The 17,624-nt window shown below is 63.0% G+C and carries 16 protein-coding genes and 1 tRNA gene; 6 read left to right on the top strand and 11 right to left on the bottom strand.

Translation table 11 applies throughout. From position 1 onward, the window contains the following. Nucleotides 1-5: 5 nt before the first annotated feature. The 5 genes from AQ611_RS03920 to AQ611_RS03900 all read right to left on the bottom strand — a co-directional run bounded on the left by AQ611_RS03920 (nucleotide 6) and on the right by AQ611_RS03900 (nucleotide 6,719). Nucleotides 6-1,232 (bottom strand): ribonucleotide-diphosphate reductase subunit beta, encoded by a 1,227-nt coding sequence (locus tag AQ611_RS03920; RefSeq protein ID WP_059515828.1) that lies wholly within the window; start codon nucleotides 1,230-1,232, stop codon nucleotides 6-8. A 369-nt stretch (nucleotides 1,233-1,601) separates the two neighbouring features. Further along, entirely contained in the window at nucleotides 1,602-4,589 is a 2,988-nt protein-coding gene (locus AQ611_RS03915) for a ribonucleoside-diphosphate reductase subunit alpha (RefSeq protein WP_069233760.1), read from the bottom strand. A gap of 308 nt (nucleotides 4,590-4,897) precedes the next feature. Beyond that, complete coding sequence (gene ampD / locus AQ611_RS03910) at nucleotides 4,898-5,488, bottom strand: 1,6-anhydro-N-acetylmuramyl-L-alanine amidase AmpD (RefSeq protein WP_069233759.1); 591 nt, start codon at nucleotides 5,486-5,488, stop codon at nucleotides 4,898-4,900. Beyond that, nucleotides 5,485-5,817 carry a PP0621 family protein gene (locus AQ611_RS03905; protein ID WP_059515822.1) on the bottom strand — a complete coding sequence of 111 codons (333 nt, stop codon included), beginning with the start codon at nucleotides 5,815-5,817 and terminating at the stop codon, nucleotides 5,485-5,487. The genes ampD and AQ611_RS03905 overlap by 4 nt, the downstream gene beginning before the upstream one ends. A 14-nt stretch (nucleotides 5,818-5,831) precedes the next feature. Further along, nucleotides 5,832-6,719, bottom strand: a complete 888-nt coding sequence (locus AQ611_RS03900) for a cytochrome C assembly family protein (RefSeq protein WP_059515820.1) — start codon at nucleotides 6,717-6,719, stop codon at nucleotides 5,832-5,834. A gap of 86 nt (nucleotides 6,720-6,805) precedes the next feature. On the opposite strand from AQ611_RS03900, the gene ffh reads away from it, so the two are divergent. Together ffh and AQ611_RS03890 are read left to right on the top strand one after the other, a co-directional pair. Beyond that, nucleotides 6,806-8,173 (top strand): signal recognition particle protein, encoded by a 1,368-nt coding sequence (gene ffh, locus AQ611_RS03895; protein ID WP_059515818.1) that lies wholly within the window; start codon nucleotides 6,806-6,808, stop codon nucleotides 8,171-8,173. Between the two features lie 103 nt (nucleotides 8,174-8,276). Further along, the gene (locus AQ611_RS03890; protein ID WP_059515816.1) at nucleotides 8,277-8,828 is read left to right on the top strand and encodes a hypoxanthine-guanine phosphoribosyltransferase; all 552 of its coding nucleotides are present in this window, start codon (nucleotides 8,277-8,279) and stop codon (nucleotides 8,826-8,828) included. Between the two features lie 240 nt (nucleotides 8,829-9,068). Here the strand turns inward: AQ611_RS03890 and AQ611_RS03885 are convergent, their stop codons facing one another. Both AQ611_RS03885 and AQ611_RS03880 read right to left on the bottom strand, forming a co-directional pair. Beyond that, nucleotides 9,069-9,671, bottom strand: coding sequence for a MarC family protein (locus AQ611_RS03885; RefSeq protein WP_059515815.1), 603 nt, complete (start codon nucleotides 9,669-9,671; stop codon nucleotides 9,069-9,071). An 18-nt stretch (nucleotides 9,672-9,689) separates the two neighbouring features. Further along, entirely contained in the window at nucleotides 9,690-11,426 is a 1,737-nt protein-coding gene (locus tag AQ611_RS03880; RefSeq protein WP_069233758.1) for a proline--tRNA ligase, read from the bottom strand. 217 nt (nucleotides 11,427-11,643) lie between these two features. Here AQ611_RS03880 and AQ611_RS03875 point away from each other — a divergent pair, with 217 nt between their 5' ends. Together AQ611_RS03875 and AQ611_RS03870 are read left to right on the top strand one after the other, a co-directional pair. Beyond that, a complete protein-coding gene (locus tag AQ611_RS03875) occupies nucleotides 11,644-12,294 on the top strand; it encodes an RNA pyrophosphohydrolase (RefSeq protein ID WP_059515811.1) in 651 nt (216 codons plus the stop codon). Nucleotides 12,295-12,376: 82 nt separating this feature from the next. Beyond that, nucleotides 12,377-12,934 (top strand): CNP1-like family protein, encoded by a 558-nt coding sequence (locus AQ611_RS03870; RefSeq protein ID WP_069233757.1) that lies wholly within the window; start codon nucleotides 12,377-12,379, stop codon nucleotides 12,932-12,934. Between the two features lie 37 nt (nucleotides 12,935-12,971). On the opposite strand, the gene proB is transcribed toward AQ611_RS03870, so the two are convergent. The 4 genes from proB to rplU all read right to left on the bottom strand — a co-directional run bounded on the left by proB (nucleotide 12,972) and on the right by rplU (nucleotide 16,151). After that, nucleotides 12,972-14,090: a glutamate 5-kinase gene (proB, locus tag AQ611_RS03865; RefSeq protein WP_069233756.1), complete on the bottom strand. Its 1,119-nt coding sequence runs from the start codon at nucleotides 14,088-14,090 to the stop codon at nucleotides 12,972-12,974. A 125-nt stretch (nucleotides 14,091-14,215) separates the two neighbouring features. After that, entirely contained in the window at nucleotides 14,216-15,370 is a 1,155-nt protein-coding gene (gene cgtA, locus AQ611_RS03860; RefSeq protein ID WP_059515805.1) for an Obg family GTPase CgtA, read from the bottom strand. A gap of 181 nt (nucleotides 15,371-15,551) precedes the next feature. Continuing rightward, complete coding sequence (rpmA, locus tag AQ611_RS03855; protein ID WP_006400419.1) at nucleotides 15,552-15,815, bottom strand: 50S ribosomal protein L27; 264 nt, start codon at nucleotides 15,813-15,815, stop codon at nucleotides 15,552-15,554. A gap of 24 nt (nucleotides 15,816-15,839) precedes the next feature. Beyond that, nucleotides 15,840-16,151, bottom strand: coding sequence for a 50S ribosomal protein L21 (gene rplU, locus AQ611_RS03850; RefSeq protein WP_006025184.1), 312 nt, complete (start codon nucleotides 16,149-16,151; stop codon nucleotides 15,840-15,842). 221 nt (nucleotides 16,152-16,372) lie between these two features. Between rplU and AQ611_RS03845 the strand changes: the two genes are divergently transcribed. Both AQ611_RS03845 and AQ611_RS03840 read left to right on the top strand, forming a co-directional pair. Beyond that, nucleotides 16,373-17,365, top strand: coding sequence for a polyprenyl synthetase family protein (locus tag AQ611_RS03845; protein WP_059515803.1), 993 nt, complete (start codon nucleotides 16,373-16,375; stop codon nucleotides 17,363-17,365). 40 nt (nucleotides 17,366-17,405) lie between these two features. Then, nucleotides 17,406-17,482: transfer RNA gene (locus tag AQ611_RS03840), tRNA-Pro, on the top strand. Nucleotides 17,483-17,624: the final 142 nt, after the last annotated feature.

Below are 17,624 nucleotides of genomic sequence, written 5' to 3'. Positions count from 1 at the left end.
TCGGGTCATTCCCACGACAGCGCGCCGCCCGTCTGATACTCGATTACCCGCGTCTCGAAGAAGTTGCGTTCCTTCTTCAGATCGATCATCTCGCTCATCCACGGGAACGGGTTCTCCTCGTTCGGGAACAGCGGATCGAGGCCGATCTGCTGGCAACGGCGGTTACAGATGAAGCGCAGGTAACTCTTGAACATCGACGCGTTCAGGCCCAGCACGCCGCGCGGCATCGTGTCCTCCGCGTAGCGGTACTCGAGATCGACCGCATGCTTGAACAGCTCGCGGATCTCGGCGCGGAACTCGGCTGTCCACAAGTGCGGGTTCTCGAGCTTGATCTGGTTGATCAGGTCGATCCCGAAATTGCAGTGCATCGACTCGTCGCGGAGGATGTATTGGTATTGCTCCGCCGCGCCGGTCATCTTGTTCTGCCGGCCGAGTGCCAAGATCTGCGTAAAACCGACGTAGAAAAAGAGGCCTTCCATGATGCACGCGAACACGATCAGCGACTTGAGCAACTTCTGATCGGCCTCCAGCGTGCCCGTCTTGAACGCCGGATCGGTCAGCGTGTGAATGAACGGGATCAGGAACTCGTCTTTCGCGCGGATCGACGTGACTTCATGGTACGCATTGAAGATCTCGCCCTCGTCGAGGCCGAGCGATTCGACAATATATTGGTAAGCGTGCGTGTGGATCGCCTCTTCGAACGCCTGCCGCAGCAGGAATTGCCGGCATTCGGGCGCCGTGATGTGGCGGTAGGTGCCGAGCACGATGTTGTTCGCCGCAAGCGAATCGGCCGTCACGAAGAACCCGAGGTTGCGCTTGACGATGCGGCGCTCGTCCTCGGTCAGGCCGTTCGGGTCTTTCCACAGCGCGATGTCGCGGGACATATTGATTTCCTGCGGCATCCAGTGATTCGCACAGCCGGCCAGATACTTCTCCCACGCCCATTTGTACTTGAATGGCACGAGCTGGTTGACGTCGGTCTGGCCGTTGATGATGCGCTTGTCGGCAACATTGACCCGCGCTTGCGAATCGACAGACGCTGCTTGCCCATCGGCAGCGCGAGGTGCGACAGCGAAATCGCCTGCGAAGATGTCGCGCGCCGACGAAGTTTGATGAGCGGCAGGCGCCGCGGCCTGCAATCCGACAACCATTCCTGCGGGGTCGCGCATCGCGTTTTGCTGCGCTCCGCTCGCGGGAGTTACGGCGGTCATCTCGTCATCCCAGTTGAGCATAAATTCTCACCATCAATTTAGATCGGTTTGTACCATCTTTTCCTGAGCGTTAAAAGAGTTCGCTCAGGAAAATTCCTGTTTTCGATTCGCGTTGCGACCTCGATACAACACTTTGAGCAACGCATCGTCATTCATCGCGTGTGTGATGTGTGCAGCACGTGATTCGCGACGTCCATCGAAGCTCGTTCGTCGCGTCGAGCGCAACTCGAAATGTGGCGCCTTCGGTGATGCGTTGATCGTGTTTCGCGTGGTCTGCAACGTGTGCGCTGCGTTACAGAATCCTTATCATTTTTTTAGTAGAGAGCGGCGCGCACTTCAACCTATATCGGTCTTGCTGCGCGCCGCGTCGTCGCTGCTACGCGCGCCGCATCACTGGCACGCTTCGCATTCGTCGAAACCGGGGTCGCCCGGGCGCATCGTGCACACCGGACCGTCCGCTTCAATCGGCGCCGCATTCAACGCGCCCGACTGCGCATCGCCGCCCGCCGCGCCAAAGCCGCCCGCGCCTTGCGCACCGCCCGCCGCACCGCCGCCGCTCACGCCGCCGGAAGTCGGCACCGCGTTCAGCGCGCCGTGCGCGACGGTCGATTTCTCGACGTGCGTTGCCGCCATCGTGCGCAGATAGTAGGTCGTCTTCAGGCCGCGCAGCCACGCGAGCTTGTAGACCTCGTCGAGCTTCTTGCCCGACGCACCCGCCATATAAATATTCAGCGACTGCGCCTGGTCGATCCACTTCTGACGGCGCGACGCCGCCTCGACCAGCCACTTCGGATCGACTTCGAACGCGGTCGCGTAGATCGCGCGCAGGTCGGACGGAATCCGATCGATCCGCGACAGCATCCCGTCGAAGTATTTGAGATCGGCGACCATCACCTCGTCCCACAGGCCGCGCGCCTTCAGGTCGCGCACCAGGTATTCGTTGACGACCGTGAACTCGCCCGACAGGTTCGACTTCACGTACAGGTTCTGGAAGGTCGGCTCGATGCACGCCGACACGCCGATGATGTTCGAGATCGTCGCCGTCGGCGCGATCGCGACGCAGTTCGAGTTGCGCATCCCGAACGAGTCGATCCGCGCGCGCAGCGCCGGCCAGTCGAGCGTCGCGCTCGTGTCGACCTCGACGTAGCCGCCGCGGGCTTCGGTCAAAAGCTTCAGCGTGTCCTGCGGAAGGATGCCCCGGTCCCACAGCGAGCCGCGGTAGCTCGAGTAGCGGCCGCGCTCCTCGGCCAGCTCGGTCGACGCGTAGTACGCGTAGTAGCAGACCGCCTCCATCGAGCGGTCGGCGAACTCGACCGCGCCTTCCGACGCATACGGCGTGCGCAGCAGGTGCAGGCAGTCCTGGAAGCCCATGATGCCCAGGCCGACCGGCCGGTGCTTCAGGTTCGAGTTGCGCGCCTTCGGCACCGCGTAGTAATTGATGTCGATCACGTTGTCGAGCATGCGCATCGCGACGCCGATCGTGCGCTTGAGCTTGTCGTGGTCGAGCGCGTAGCTGCCGTCGGCCTGCTTCGCGAGGTGCGCGACCAGGTTCACCGAGCCCAGGTTGCAGACGGCGATCTCGGTGTCGCTCGTGTTCAGCGTGATTTCGGTGCACAGGTTCGACGAGTGGACGACGCCGACGTGCTGTTGCGGCGAACGCACATTGCACGGGTCCTTGAACGTGATCCACGGGTGGCCGGTCTCGAAAAGCATCCCGAGCATCTTGCGCCAGAGCTGCTGCGCCGGAATCTTTTTAAACAGCTTGATCTCGCCGCGCGCGACCTTGTCCTCGTAGGCCAGGTAGGCCGCCTCGAACTCGGCGCCGAACTTGTCGTGCAGATCCGGGCAGGTCGACGGCGAGAACAGCGTCCAGTCCGCGCCTTCCATCACGCGCTTCATGAACAGATCGGGAATCCAGTTCGCCGTGTTCATGTCGTGCGTGCGGCGGCGATCGTCGCCGGTGTTCTTGCGCAGTTCGAGGAATTCCTCGATGTCGAGGTGCCACGATTCCAGATACGCGCAGACCGCGCCCTTGCGCTTGCCGCCTTGGTTCACTGCGACGGCCGTATCGTTGACGACCTTCAGGAACGGCACGACGCCCTGCGACTTGCCGTTCGTGCCCTTGATATGCGAACCGAGCGCGCGCACGCGGGTCCAGTCGTTGCCGAGGCCGCCCGCGAACTTCGACAGCAGCGCGTTTTCCTTCAGCGCTTCATAAATACCGTCGAGATCGTCGGCAACCGTCGTCAGATAGCACGACGACAATTGCGAGCGGCGGGTGCCCGAGTTGAACAGCGTCGGCGTCGAACTCATGAAATCGAAGCTCGACAGCACGTTGTAAAACTCGATCGCGCGCGCCTCGCGGTCGATCTCGTTGAGCGCAAGGCCCATCGCGACGCGCATGAAGAACGCCTGCGGCATTTCGATGCGCGTGCCGTCGACATGCAGGAAGTAGCGGTCGTACAACGTTTGCAGGCCGAGGTAGCCGAATTGCAGGTCGCGGTTCGCGTCGAGCGCCTCGCCCAGGCGCTTCAGGTCGAACTGCAACAGCTTGTCGTCGAGCAGCTCGGCTTGGACGCCGCGCTTGATGAACTGCGGGAAATATTCGACGTAGCGCGTTTCCATTTCCGCCTGCGTCACTTCCTCGCCGAGAATTTCGCGTCGAATCGTGTGCAGCAGGATGCGCGCCGTGACCTGGCTGTACGCCGGGTCCTTCTCGATCATCGTCCGCGCCGCCAGGATCGCCGAATCGTAGACCTGGGTCATCGGCACGCCGTCGTACAGGTTCTTCACCGTCTCCGCGACGATCGGCTCGGCGCTCACCGCATCGCCAAGCCCTGCGCACGCAGATACGACGAGCGCGCGCAGCGCGTTCAGGTCGAGCGGCCGGGTGACGCCGTTGTCCGTCACGTTGATGCCGCCGCCCCCTTCGTGCGCGTCGGCCGCCGCTTCGCTCTCGTGGGCGCGCTCGAGGTGGCGCTTCTCGCGGTACAGCACGTAAGCGCGCGCGACGTTGTGCTCGCCGCCGCGCATCAGCGCAAGCTCGACCTGATCCTGGATATCCTCGATATGGAACGTGCCGCCGTTCGGGCGGCTGCGCACGAGCGCGCGCACGACGGATTGCGTCAATTGCTCGACGAGTTCGCGCACGCGAGCCGACGCGGCACCTTGCCCGCCGTTGACGGCAAGAAACGCCTTCGTTACCGCGATCGCGATCTTCGTCGGCTCGAACGCCACCACGCTGCCATTGCGGCGGATCACCTTGTAATCGGCATACGTCGTCTGCGGCGCGAGCGCCGGCGCGCCTTGTGCGCTCCCGGCAAAAGAACGGCTCGCCGCGCCCTCGAATTGGGGCGTCGCGTTGTCGGTGGTTTGCATGGGCAAAGCTCCTGGTGTTGGGTGGTGCGAAAGGAGGTGTGGACGCAGCGCGCCGGATCGATCGCCGGATGCGCTGCACGAAGAATGTCGCGTTCGGCATGGCCGCCGGACGCCGCCGGGGGTCAAAATGCCCCCGATCGACACACTATATCTAGTGCAGTGCTGCTCGATTGGCACCAAGTATAGTGGAGGCATGCGGTAGCGCAAACGAAAAAATTTGCGCGGGACGTATTGACAAGCGCGTTATCGCAGACAGGGCAAGGAAAGAGGCAAGCCGGCGCGCGCGCGAAAAATTTCGGCGCGCGGGCTCAGCGCGGCTGATAGGGAAAACGCTGCGCCGCAAAGCCGGCGGCGGCGGCAAAACGCCGCCAGTCGAAGTGCGGCCCCGGATCGGTCTTGCGCGTGGGCGCGATGTCCGCATGCCCGGCAAACGCGTCGATTGGATACCGGGCGACGAGCGCGCGCGACAGCGCAGCGAGCGTCGCGTATTGCCGCTCGTCGAATGCAACGTCGTCCGTACCCTCGAGTTCGATGCCGATCGAAAAATCGTTGCAACGCTCCCGGCCGAGGAAGCTCGATGCGCCCGCGTGCCACGCACGCGCGTCACACGACGCGAACTGGATCAGCATGCCATCGCGCCGGATCAGGAAGTGCGCGGATACCCGCACGCCGCGCAGATGCGCGTCATAAAAAGGATGCGCGTCGCAATCGAGACGATTCTGGAACAGTTCGACGATCGCGTCGCCGCCGAACTCGCCGGGCGGCAGGCTGATGTTGTGGATCACGACGAGCGTCGGCATGACGCCCGCGGGCCGCTCGTCGACGTTCGGCGATGGTTCGCGCCGCGCGCCGGCCACCCAGCCGCCGGCATCGACCACCCAGCGCGACGCGTCGCTCATGACCGGCCGCGGCGGTTTGCGTGCGCGGCGTGACGCGCCGCGTGCTCCGGGCTGCAGAAATAGTCGCCGCCCGCCGCGACCGCGTCGCTCTTCGGCGCGTGCACGCCGCACTCGGCGCAGCGAACCATCGGCTCGGCCAGCGCGCCGCCGTCGGCGGCCGCGCCGCCCGCCGCGCCGCCGGATGCCGTGCCGGGGTCGTCGAAGCCGCCCGGGAACGGCGCGCGCGCGTTTCCGGGGAACGAGCCGCCGCGCGTCTGCACTTGGCGAATCTTTCTCGCGAGCCACGAACTCGCGAAAAACAACAGAATCAGGAGAAGGATTTGTCGCATCGAAAATCAGGCCATCAAACCACGGAACGGTGCAGCAGCACCTCGAGAACGAAACGGCTGCCGACATACGCAAGCAACAGCGCGACGAACGACGCCAGCACCCAGCGCGCGGCACCGCGGCCGCGCCAGCCGGATGTCTGGTGCGCCACGATGAGCCCGCCGAACATCAGCCAGGACAGCACCGCGAACACGGTCTTGTGATCGAGCTTGAGCGCCGGCGCGCCGATCTGCTCACTGAACAGGATGCCGGACACCAGCGTGAGCGTGAGCAGCACGAAACCCGCGCCGATCAGCCTGAACAGCAGCTTCTCGAGCGTCAGCAGCGGAGGCAGGGTATCGAGCCAGCCGGCAATCCAGCCGGCCGAGTCGCGCTGCAACGTGTGCAAGCGCCGTTCGACCATCAGCATCAGCACGGCATGCAGCGCGGCGATCGCAAAAAGACCATACGCGACATTCGCAATCAGGAAGTGCGCCTTGAAAAGCGGCGACGCAGCATACGGCAGCACGCGCACGCCGCCGAACACCAGCGGCAACAGCGACGCGACGCATGCAAGCGGCAGCACCAGCAGCCGCATCCCGTCGAGCGGAAAAAAGAAGCTCTCGATCCAGTAGATACCCGCGCCCAGCCAAAACATGGCCGACAACGCGAACGCGAAGCCGAACAACATCGCATCGCGCGGGAAGATCGTCATGTGCAGCAGCACCCCATGCGCGAGCAACGCGGCGCCCAGCAGCACGCGTCCGAATCCGCCGATCCCGGCGGCGGCAGGCTCGCGAGCTTGCGCGCCGACGGCAGGTCCGCTCACGACGAGCGGCTGCGCGCCGGCATGGCGCGCCCGCCCGCCGGCCACGGCGAGACCAGCGTATAAAAGCGCGGTAAGGGCATACAGTACAATATCCATGTTCGAAGTTTACACTAGGCCCCCTGCCCGCGACGGCCGGCTTTTCGCCCGACCCGCGCCGGTGGCTTCACTGTCCATCGCTCCCCATGCTCGACAATCTCACCCAACGGATGGCGCGCGTCGTCAAGACGCTGCGCGGCGAAGCCCGGCTCACCGAGGCGAATACCCAGGAGATGCTCCGCGAAGTGCGGCTCGCGCTGCTCGAAGCCGACGTCGCGCTGCCCGTCGTGCGCGAGTTCATCGCGAAGGTCAAGGAAAAAGCGCTCGGCGAGGACGTGATCGGCAGTCTGTCGCCCGGCCAGGCGCTCGTCGGCGTGGTCCAGAAGGAACTGATTGCCGTGATCGGCGGCGACTACGAAGGCAAGGCCGCCGAACTCGATCTCGCCGTCACGCCGCCCGCGATCATCCTGATGGCCGGCCTGCAAGGCGCCGGCAAGACGACGACCGCCGGCAAGCTCGCGAAGCTGCTGCGCGAGAAATACAAAAAGAAGGTGCTCACGGTGTCGTGCGACGTCTACCGTCCGGCCGCGATCGCGCAGCTCAAGACGGTGAGCGAGCAGGTCGGCGCCGATTTCTTCCCGTCGACACCGGAGCAGAAACCCGTCGATATCGGCCTTGCCGCCGTCGATTGGGCCAAGCGCCACTACCACGACGTGCTGATCGTCGATACCGCCGGGCGTCTGGGCATCGACGAGGCGATGATGCAGGAAATCACCGCGCTGCATGCGGCGCTCAAGCCGGTGGAGACGCTCTTCGTCGTCGACGCGATGCTCGGCCAGGACGCGGTGAACACCGCGAAGGCATTCAACGACGCGCTGCCGCTCACCGGCGTCGTGCTGACGAAGCTCGACGGCGACTCGCGCGGCGGCGCGGCGCTGTCGGTGCGTCACGTGACGGGCAAGCCGATCAAGTTCGTCGGTGTCGCAGAGAAACTCGACGGCCTGGAAATTTTCCACCCGGACCGGATGGCGAACCGTATTCTCGGCATGGGCGACATCCTCGCGCTCGTCGAGGAGGCGCAGCGCGGCGTGGATGTCAAGGAAGCGCAGAAACTTGCCGACAAGGTCAAAAAAGGCGGCGATTTCGATCTGAACGATTTCCGCGCGCAGATCTCGCAGATGAAGAAGATGGGTGGACTGTCGACGCTGATGGACAAGCTGCCCGCGCAGTTCCAGCAAGCCGCGGCGGGCGCCGACATGGGCCAGGCCGAAAAGCAGATCCGCCGGATGGAGGGCATCATCAATTCGATGACGCCCGCCGAGCGCGCGAAGCCCGAGATCATCAAGGCGACCCGCAAGCGCCGGATCGCGGCAGGCGCGGGCGTGCCGGTGCAGGAAGTCAACCGGATGCTGAATCAGTACGACCAGATGCGCACGATGATGAAAAAACTCAAAGGCGGAAACCTGCAGAAAATGATGCGCGGCATGAAAGGCATGATACCGGGCCTGCGCTGATGCGCGCTGCCCGGCGCACGGGTTTATGCTATTTGCCATGTGCGGGCGCGCGTCGCCCGCGTCCGTTTTACCCTAGTCCGTCCCCGACCGCTCGTCCGAACCCATGAATCGCGAAGAAGCCCTCCATATTTTCAAACACTCCGAAGAGATCGTCTCGGCCGACGCGGTCAGAGCGTCGATCGGCAAGATGGCCGACGACATCCGTGCGCAGATCGGCGACGCGTTTCCGCTCGTGCTGTCGGTAATGGGCGGCGCGGCGGTGTTCACGGGGATGCTGTTGCCGCACCTCGATTTTCCGCTCGAGTTCGATTACATCCACCTGACCCGCTACCGCAACACGACGCAAGGCAGCCCGGAAATGCATTGGCGGGTTGCGCCGCGCGAATCGGTGAAGGACCGGATCGTGCTCGTGCTCGACGACATCCTCGACGAAGGCGAAACGATGGCCGCGATCCGCGACCGCCTGCTCGAGATGGGTGCGCAGCAATTCCTGTCCGCCGTGCTGTGCGAGAAGATTCTGACGAAATCGAAGCCGCTGCATCCGGACTTCTGCGGCTTTACGGTGCCGGATCGCTATGTATTCGGCTGCGGGATGGACGCGAAAGGCTACTGGCGCAACCTGCCGGCGATCCGCGCGCTCACTGCCGGCGCGTGAGCGACGTTGCCGCGTGCTCGAAAGGCGCCGGCCCGATAAGCGGTTTAAGCGCGGCTTAAGCGGGCCGCCTCAAACGGGCCGCAATCGGCGCAAACGCCATTGAACCGCCGCTCCCTCGAAACGGCGCCGAACGCTTCCCCAAAAAAGCGGCTTCGCATTTCTCGCGAAGCCGTTTTTTTCGCCCATCGCCCGCGTCGTTCCGGACGATCAGACCGGCCGCCGCTCATCGGCCATTGGCCGCTACAACTGGTGCACGAACACCCGGACGCCCGCCATCATCATCTCGACCGAAATCGCCACGAGCACAAGCCCCATCAGCCGCTCGAACGCCATCACCGTCCGCTCGCCCAGCCACTGCTGAATTCGTTCGGCCATCACGAGCGTGACCGCGCAGACGAGCATCGTCACCGTCAGCGCGCCCGCCCATTCGAGCGTCTTGCCGGGAGCCTGCGAAGTCAGCAGCATCACCGTCGCAAGCGCCGACGGCCCCGCCAACGCAGGAATCGCGAGCGGCACGATAAACGGCTCGCCGCCCGCACGCGGATCATTGCCGAGCGCGCCGTCCGGATGCGGGAAGATCATCCGCAGTGCGATCAGAAACAGCACGATCCCGCCGCCGATCCGCAGCGACAAGTCCGTCAGGCTCATCATCCGCAAAAAGCGATCGCCCACGATCATGAAAAACAGCAGGATCACGAACGCGATCGCCACTTCTCGCAGGATCACCTTCACGCGCCGCTCGCCCGGCACGTCCTTGAGCGCGGCAATGAAAAGCGGGATGTTGCCGAGCGGATCGGTGATCAGGATGAGGAGCACCGTTGCCGACAGAAAATTCGACTCCAACGCGCGCCCCCTTGGCCGTCAGCGAGCGAGCGCCGCGCGCACCTTATCCGCGACCGCCGATGCGGCCGTGTCGGCCGGCAACAGCGTCGCTTCGGTGTCGCGCCGGCCCTGATACTCGAGCTTGCCTTCCTTCAACCCGCGCTCGCCGATCACGAGACGATGCGGCACGCCGATCAGTTCCCAGTCCGCGAACATCACGCCCGGACGCTCGCCGCGATCGTCGAGGATCACGTCGATGCCCGCTGCCGTCAGTTCCGCATACAGCTTATCGGCTGCTTCGCGCACGGCGTCGCTACGGTCATAGCCCATCGGGCACAGCACGACCTCGAACGGCGCAATCGCCTCGGGCCAGATGATGCCCTTGTCGTCGAAATTCTGCTCGATCGCCGCGCCCAGAATCCGCGTAATGCCGATCCCGTAGCAACCCATCATCATCGGCTGCGTCTTGCCAGCCTCGTCGATGAACGTCGCGCCCATCGCCTCGGAATACTTCGTGCCGAGCTGAAACACGTGTCCGACCTCGATCCCGCGACAGATGTCGAGCACGCCCTTGCCGTCCGGCGACGGATCGCCCGCCTTTGCGTCGCGGATATCGGCGATGACCGGCTCCGGCAGATCGCGGCCCCAATTCACGCCAGCAATGTGATAGTCGACCTCGTTCGCGCCGACGACAAAATCGCTCATGTTCGCCACCGTGCGATCGGCGACGACGCGCACCGGCTTCTTCGTGCCGATCGGGCCAAGATAGCCGGGCGGCGTGCCGAACCACTCGACGATTTCCGCCTCGGTCGCGAAGCGGTGCCCCGCGAGCCCCGGCAACTTCGACGCCTTGATCTCGTTCAAATCGTGATCGCCGCGCAGCATCAGCAGCCAAATAGTCGGCTCGGCGCCTTCGTTGTCGGTCGCAAGCACGATCGACTTGATCGTGCGTTCGAGCGGGATGTTCAGCAACGCGGCGACCGCCTCGCACTTCGCCTTGCCCGGCGTCGCCACCTTCGTCATCGCCTCAACGGGCGCCGCGCGACTCGTGAGGAGCGGCAGCGCCTCGGCCGCCTCGACGTTCGCCGCGAAATCCGACGTCGCGCAATAGGCGAGCGCGTCCTCGCCGGTATCGGCGATCACGTGGAATTCATGCGAGCCGCTGCCGCCGATCGAACCGTTGTCGGCCGCGACCGCGCGAAACTCGAGGCCGATGCGCGTGAAGATCCGCACATAGGCGTCGTACATCTTCTTGTACGACGCTTTCAGGCCGTCCGCGTCCTTGTCGAACGAATACGCGTCCTTCATGATGAATTCGCGCCCGCGCATCACGCCGAAGCGCGGGCGAATCTCGTCGCGGAATTTCGTTTGGATCTGGTAGAAATTCACCGGCATCTGCCGGTAGCTCTTGATCTGGTTGCGCGCGATATCGGTGACGACTTCCTCGTGCGTCGGTCCGATCACGAAATCGTTCTGCTTACGATCCTTGATACGCAGCAGCTCCGGACCATATTGCTCCCAGCGCCCGGACTCCTGCCACAGCTCGGCCGGCTGCACGGCGGGCATCAGCAATTCGATCGCGCCCGCCCGGTTCATTTCCTCGCGCACGATCGCCTCGACCTTGCGGATCGAGCGCAGGCCAATCGGCAGATAGTTGTAGATGCCGCCAGCCACGCGACGGACCATGCCGGCGCGCACCATCAACTTGTGGCTGACGATTTCGGCGTCGGCAGGCGCTTCCTTCAGGGTGCCGATAAAGAAACGAGAGGCTTTCATGCGAACGGTTCCGATGGCGGCGGCCAACGCGGGCCGCCGGAAAAAGTCTAAAAGTGGATGAACGACTGCGCACGGCATTAAGCGGCGCAGATGACATAGCAGACAAATCGGGGACAGTATAGATGACGCACCTCGCCCGGATTCGCTCCGTTCCGGTGCGCGGCGCCCGTTATCTGTTTATAATCAAAGCAATTTTAAAGGATTCGAAGGTGGTTGTATGCTGGATCGTGAAGGCTTTCGCCCGAACGTCGGCATCATCCTCTTGAACGCGCACAACGAGGTGTTTTGGGGCAAACGGCTTCGCGAGCATTCCTGGCAATTCCCGCAAGGGGGCATCAAGTATGGTGAAACCCCGATGCAGGCAATGTACCGAGAACTGCACGAGGAAACCGGGTTGCGTCCGGAACACGTCAAAGTCATCGGCCGCACTCGCGACTGGTTGCGTTATGAGGTGCCAGACAAGTTCATCAAACGCGAAGTACGTGGGCACTATCGCGGCCAGAAGCAGATCTGGTTCCTGCTGCGAATGGTCGGACGCGATTGCGATATCTGCCTGCGTGCGACGGATCATCCGGAATTCGACGCGTGGCGCTGGAACGAGTACTGGGTGCCGCTCGAGGCTGTGATCGAGTTCAAGCGGGATGTGTATCAGTTGGCGTTGACCGAGTTGTCGCGCTTTCTGCGCCGCCCGGCGCAGCGCGTGGACAAACCGCGTAACCCGCGCACGGTGCGCTATCCGCGCGCCGTAAACGGCTATCCGGCTGCGAGCGCGCCAGCGGCGGTTGACCCGTCCGCCGTCTGCTCGGAAATCGAGCCGGGCGCGAACGTGCTCGACGATCCCCCTCCGCGCCTGATCCTGCGCGACTGACGCGCACTCGTCTGCCGGAAATGACAAACGTTGACCGGGCGCGGCATTCAAGGATGCCGCGCTTTTTTACGAGGACCGCATATTGAAAGCGATTGCTGTTGCCGTGGCGTCGATGGCCGTGGCCGCCGTGCTGGCGGGCTGCGCCAATTCCAACACCCCGTCCAACAAGGACGATGGCGTGTTCACCTACCTGCTCGACCGCCAGCCGAATTGGACTGAAAACAAGGTCGAGACGCTGCCGCCGCTGCCGCAAACGGGCAACCTTCTGCCATTCAACGTATCGCAAAACACACCGCTGCAGTTCTTCGTCGACTCGAAATCACTCGACGTGGGCACCGACGGCATTGTGCGTTACACCATCGTCGTCACGAGCCCGAGCGGCGCGCGCAACGTCAATTACGAAGGCATTCGTTGCGACACTTACGAATGGCGTCAGTACGCAGGTTTGAATGCCGATCACGACGACTGGGACCGCACGGTCGAAACAGATTGGCGAAGAATCGAGAACGGCGAATTGAACGCCTATCGCTCGGCGCTCTATCAGGATTATTTCTGCGACAACAAGATGCCGGCGGGCCAGACTTCGACGATCCTCGACAATATCCGCCATCACCGCACGCGGCTCAGCCAAATCCGCTGAATCCCGCCGCGCGCCTCTCGTGCCGCCTGCTCCGGAATCAGGCGAGCACGAGATTGTCGCGGTGAATCAGCTCCGGCTCGAGCATGTAGCCGAGCACCGTCTCAATCTCGCCGCTCGGCTTGCGTTGGATCAGCTTCGTTTCCGCGCTGCTGTAATTGGTGATTCCGCGTGCGACCTCGCGCCCCGCACCGTCGACGCACGCAATCACTTCGCCGCGCGCGAACGCGCCCTGCACGTCGATCACGCCGATCGGCAGCAGGCTCTTGCCGCCCACCGTCAGTTTATCGACCGCGCCCGAATCGATCACCACGTGCCCTCGCACCTGCAAGTGATCGGCCATCCACTGCTTGCGCGCGGCCATCCGCGCGGTACGGGCGATCAATTGGGTGCCGATAGCCTCGCCAGCAGCAAGGCGCACCAGCACATCGGATTCGCGGCCGCTCGCAATCACCGTGTTCGCCCCACTGTGGGCAGCGCGCTTCGCCGCGAGGATCTTGGTCAACATGCCGCCGCGGCCGATACTCGAGCCCGCTCCGCCCGCCATTGCCTCTAATTCGGGCGCACCAGCGTTCGCCTCCGCAACGAGCGTCGCACCGGAGTCCTTGCGCGGATCGGCGGTATATAGCCCGGATTGGTCGGTGAGAATGATCAGCGCGTCACCTTCGATCAGATTCGCCACGAGCGCGCCCAGCGTATCGTTGTCGCCGAACTTGATCTCATCGGTAACGACGGTGTCGTTTTCATTGATGATCGGCACGACGCCGAGCCTAAGCAGCGTGAGCAGCGTGGAACGTGCATTCAGATAACGCTCGCGATCTGCAAGATCGGCATGCGTCAGCAGAATCTGCGCGGTGCGAATGCCATGTTCGGCAAAGCGGCTCTCGTAGACTTGCGCGAGCCCCATCTGCCCGACAGCCGCCGCCGCCTGCAACTCGTCAATTTCGCGCGGCCGCTTGGTCCAGCCAAGACGCTGCATCCCTTCCGCGATCGCTCCCGAGCTGACGAGCACCACCTCCTTGCCCGCGTTGCGCAGCGCGGCGATCTGCCCGGCCCAGCGGCCAATCGCCGCATGGTCGAGTCCGCGGCCGTCGTTGGTGACAAGGCTCGAACCAACCTTGACTACCAGGCGCTTCGAGTCGGCGATGATCGAACGCATCGTGCGCTATCTCCTGTGGAATGCGGCAAATCCGAATAAATGGTTCGCGAATCGTCGCGAATGGAATTGCGCGCGCCCCGACAATCCGCCGGACAGCGCGCGCCGCCTACCGCCGAACGGCAGATTCAAGACGCGTCCGAGCCGTGCTCACGCGGCGGCTCACCGGCAACCGGCGGCAGCGTTTCGCCTACACGATCGTCCGCTGGGCCCACCTCGCGAAACCGCACGTCCGCAGCCAGATTCTCGGCCACTTCGGCACGATGCGCGTCCGAATGCTTGGCCAAGTAGTCATGGACTGCGTAGACGAGATTCTCGCAACCTTGGCCCGTTAACGCAGAGATTTCGAAAACCGGGCCCGTCCAACCGAAACGCTCGACAAAATCGGCGACGCGCGCCCGGCGGGCGTCTTCCTGCACCATGTCGAGCTTGTTCAGCACGAGCCAGCGCGGTTTCTCATACAACGATTCGTCATATTTCCGCAGTTCGCCGACGATCGCTTTCGCTTCGGCGACGGGGTCGACGTTTTCGTCGAACGGCGCGAGATCGACGAGATGCAGAAGCAATCCCGTGCGCTGCAAATGACGCAGGAACTGATGGCCAAGGCCCGCGCCTTCCGCCGCGCCTTCAATCAGCCCCGGAATGTCCGCGATCACGAAGCTCTTGCCGGGCCCGACGCGCACGACACCCAGATTCGGCGCAAGCGTCGTGAACGGATAGTCGGCGATCTTAGGCTTCGCATTCGACACCGACGCGATGAATGTCGACTTTCCCGCATTCGGCATACCCAGAAGACCCACATCAGCAAGCACCTTCAGTTCGAGCTTCAACATCCGGCGCTCGCCGGGCTTGCCGTCGGTCTTCTGCCGCGGCGCGCGATTCGTGCTGGACTTGAAGTGCAAATTGCCGAGGCCGCCTGCGCCGCCCTTCGCGACGAGCACCTTCTGGTCGTGCTCGGTCAGATCGGCGATCAGCTCGCCGGTGTCCATATCGGTGATCATGGTGCCGACCGGCATACGCAGCGTGATATCGTCGCCGCCCTTGCCATAGCAATCGGACCCGCGACCGTTCTCACCGTTGCGCGCCATATGCTTCTTCGCGTACCGGTAATCGATCAGTGTATTGATATTGCGATCCGCAATTACGTAGACGCTGCCGCCGCGACCACCGTCGCCGCCATCCGGCCCGCCGAACGGGACGAACTTCTCGCGTCGCATCGACGCGCTGCCATCGCCTCCATCTCCGGCGATAACCTCGATTCGCGCTTCGTCAATGAACTTCATCCGTCACTCCGTCCGGTATCCAATAATAGCTGCACGTTTTCGCTATTGTGCCGCGTGCCGTTACGCTTGACCAATCGGCCGAACGGCCAATGTCACGCCCGCGAAGGGCCGCGCGCAAAATAAAAAAGGCCCCGCTGAAACCGCGGGGCCTTTGTGGCTACGAAGCCCGTCGCGCCTGAATTCAGGCAGCAGCCGGAACGACGATGACCGTATGCTTCTTGTCCGCACCCTTCGTCGCGAACTTCACGTGGCCGTCGACCAGCGCGAACAGGGTGTGATCCTTGCCCATGCCGACGTTCTCGCCTGCGTGCATGCGCGTGCCGCGCTGACGCACGATGATGCCGCCAGCGTTGATCGCCTGGCCGCCGTACACTTTCACGCCGAGGCGTTTCGACTCGGAGTCGCGGCCGTTCCGGGACGAGCCGCCTGCCTTTTTGTGTGCCATCTGATTGCTCCTTTACCGAGGCGCTTACGCGTTGATCGCGTCGATGCGCAGCTCAGTGTAGTTCTGGCGGTGGCCGCCGTGCTTTTGGTAGTGCTTCCGGCGACGCATCTTGAAGATGGTGACCTTGGCGTGACGACCGTGCGACACGACGGTGGCCTTGACGGAAGCCCCACTGACCAGCGGTGTACCGAACTTGATCGATTCACCTTCGCCCACTGCGAGAACCTGGTCGAGCGTGATTTCTGCGTCAATGTCAGCCGGTATCTGTTCTACTTTCAGTTTTTCGCCAACGGCAACCTTGTACTGCTTGCCGCCGGTTTTTATGACCGCGTACATTGAAAACCTCACTCTGGATCCATTTTTCCGCACACCGTGCACGGAAAACGCGTGATTATACATAGGGTTAGCGCTTCAGTCAAAGCAAACCGCCGAATCCCGCGTGCGCATGCATGACGCGCATCGGCCAAACGGCCAAAATACCAGCAAAAGCGCTGCACAACGACCCGGCTCGACGACGATTCGCCTTATAATCCGCGGCACTACCCATTTCCATCATCATGTCGTCGACTGCCACCCCCACCCTCAGCGCCGCTCACCTGCTCGCTCCAATCGTCAACGATATGGAGCAGGTAAATCGCGTCATCCGGCAAAGCCTCGCGTCAGACGTGCTGCTGATCAATCAGATCGCCGAATACATCATCGGCGCGGGCGGCAAACGGCTGCGGCCAGCGCTTCTGTTGCTCGTCGCGGGCGCGCTCGGCGAAAACACGAGCCATCGGCACGTGCTCGCGGCCGTCGTCGAGTTCATTCATACGGCGACGCTGCTGCACGACGATGTCGTCGACGAATCGGAATTGCGGCGCGGCCGTAAGACCGCGAATGCGCTGTTCGGCAATGCGGCGAGCGTTCTCGTCGGGGATTACCTCTACTCGCGTTCGTTCGAGATGATGGTGGGTGTCGGAAAAATGCGCGTGATGGAGATTCTGTCGGAAGCAACGACGATCATCTCCGAAGGCGAGGTGTTGCAGTTGCTGAACATGCACGATGCCGACGTCGACGAAACCCGCTACATGCAGGTGATTCGCTACAAAACCGCGAAGTTGTTCGAAGCGTCCGCGCGGCTCGGCGCCGTGCTCGCGGGCGCCGACGCGCGCACGGAAGCCGCCGCGGCCGAATACGGCCGCCGGATCGGCACCGCGTTCCAGATCATGGACGATTGGCTCGACTACGCCGGCACCGCGGAATCGATGGGCAAGAACGCCGGCGATGATTTGCGCGAAGGCAAGCCGACGCTGCCTCTCATCTATTTGATCGAGCGCGGCACGCAGGAGCAGGCAGCACTCGCGCGCGAAGCAATCGAACAGGGCGGCACCGATCGGTTCGAAACGATCTTCGACGCGATCACTCGCTCGGGCGCGCTCGATCACACATTGGAATGCGCACGCCAAGAAGCTCAGGCCGCCGCCGCTGCAATTTCGTCGTTCCCCTCTTCCATTTTTAAAGAGAGCCTGCTAGAATTATGTTCTTACTCGACGTCACGTCAGTCTTAATTTGGACTAAAGTGACAACGCAGTACGAATCGAGTCAAATCGGGGTGTAGCTTAGCCTGGTAGAGCGCTACGTTCGGGACGTAGAGGCCGGAGGTTCGAATCCTCTCACCCCGACCAGATTTTTTCTTGAGAAATCAAGACAAAAGCCGTCCACTCACCTGGACGGCTTTTTTGTTTTCAGCGGTTGTGCGTGAAATCTGCGTGAACCGCCCGTCCCGCCCCACCATCGGCCGGTATAACCCGCGCTCCCTATACGAGT

The organism is Burkholderia singularis (assembly GCF_001718875.1).
GTDB classification, from domain to species: domain Bacteria; phylum Pseudomonadota; class Gammaproteobacteria; order Burkholderiales; family Burkholderiaceae; genus Burkholderia; species Burkholderia singularis.
This window is presented reverse-complemented; position numbering and strand designations above follow the sequence as displayed.

Bases quoted from the DNA above. Each gene is read 5' to 3' on its own strand.
- AQ611_RS03890 (WP_059515816.1), top strand. From the start codon at position 8,277: ATGAATCGCGAAGAAGCCCTCCATATTTTCAAACACTCCGAAGAGATC.
- ampD (WP_069233759.1), bottom strand. From the start codon at position 5,488: ATGAGCGACGCGTCGCGCTGGGTGGTCGATGCCGGCGGCTGGGTGGCC.
- AQ611_RS03920 (WP_059515828.1), bottom strand. From the start codon at position 1,232: ATGCTCAACTGGGATGACGAGATGACCGCCGTAACTCCCGCGAGCGGA.
- AQ611_RS03905 (WP_059515822.1), bottom strand. From the start codon at position 5,817: ATGCGACAAATCCTTCTCCTGATTCTGTTGTTTTTCGCGAGTTCGTGG.
- cgtA (WP_059515805.1), bottom strand. From the start codon at position 15,370: ATGAAGTTCATTGACGAAGCGCGAATCGAGGTTATCGCCGGAGATGGA.
- ffh (WP_059515818.1), top strand. From the start codon at position 6,806: ATGCTCGACAATCTCACCCAACGGATGGCGCGCGTCGTCAAGACGCTG.
- AQ611_RS03875 (WP_059515811.1), top strand. From the start codon at position 11,644: ATGCTGGATCGTGAAGGCTTTCGCCCGAACGTCGGCATCATCCTCTTG.
- AQ611_RS03845 (WP_059515803.1), top strand. From the start codon at position 16,373: ATGTCGTCGACTGCCACCCCCACCCTCAGCGCCGCTCACCTGCTCGCT.
- AQ611_RS03915 (WP_069233760.1), bottom strand. From the start codon at position 4,589: ATGCAAACCACCGACAACGCGACGCCCCAATTCGAGGGCGCGGCGAGC.
- AQ611_RS03900 (WP_059515820.1), bottom strand. From the start codon at position 6,719: ATGGATATTGTACTGTATGCCCTTACCGCGCTTTTATACGCTGGTCTC.
- proB (WP_069233756.1), bottom strand. From the start codon at position 14,090: ATGCGTTCGATCATCGCCGACTCGAAGCGCCTGGTAGTCAAGGTTGGT.
- AQ611_RS03880 (WP_069233758.1), bottom strand. From the start codon at position 11,426: ATGAAAGCCTCTCGTTTCTTTATCGGCACCCTGAAGGAAGCGCCTGCC.
- rplU (WP_006025184.1), bottom strand. From the start codon at position 16,151: ATGTACGCGGTCATAAAAACCGGCGGCAAGCAGTACAAGGTTGCCGTT.
- rpmA (WP_006400419.1), bottom strand. From the start codon at position 15,815: ATGGCACACAAAAAGGCAGGCGGCTCGTCCCGGAACGGCCGCGACTCC.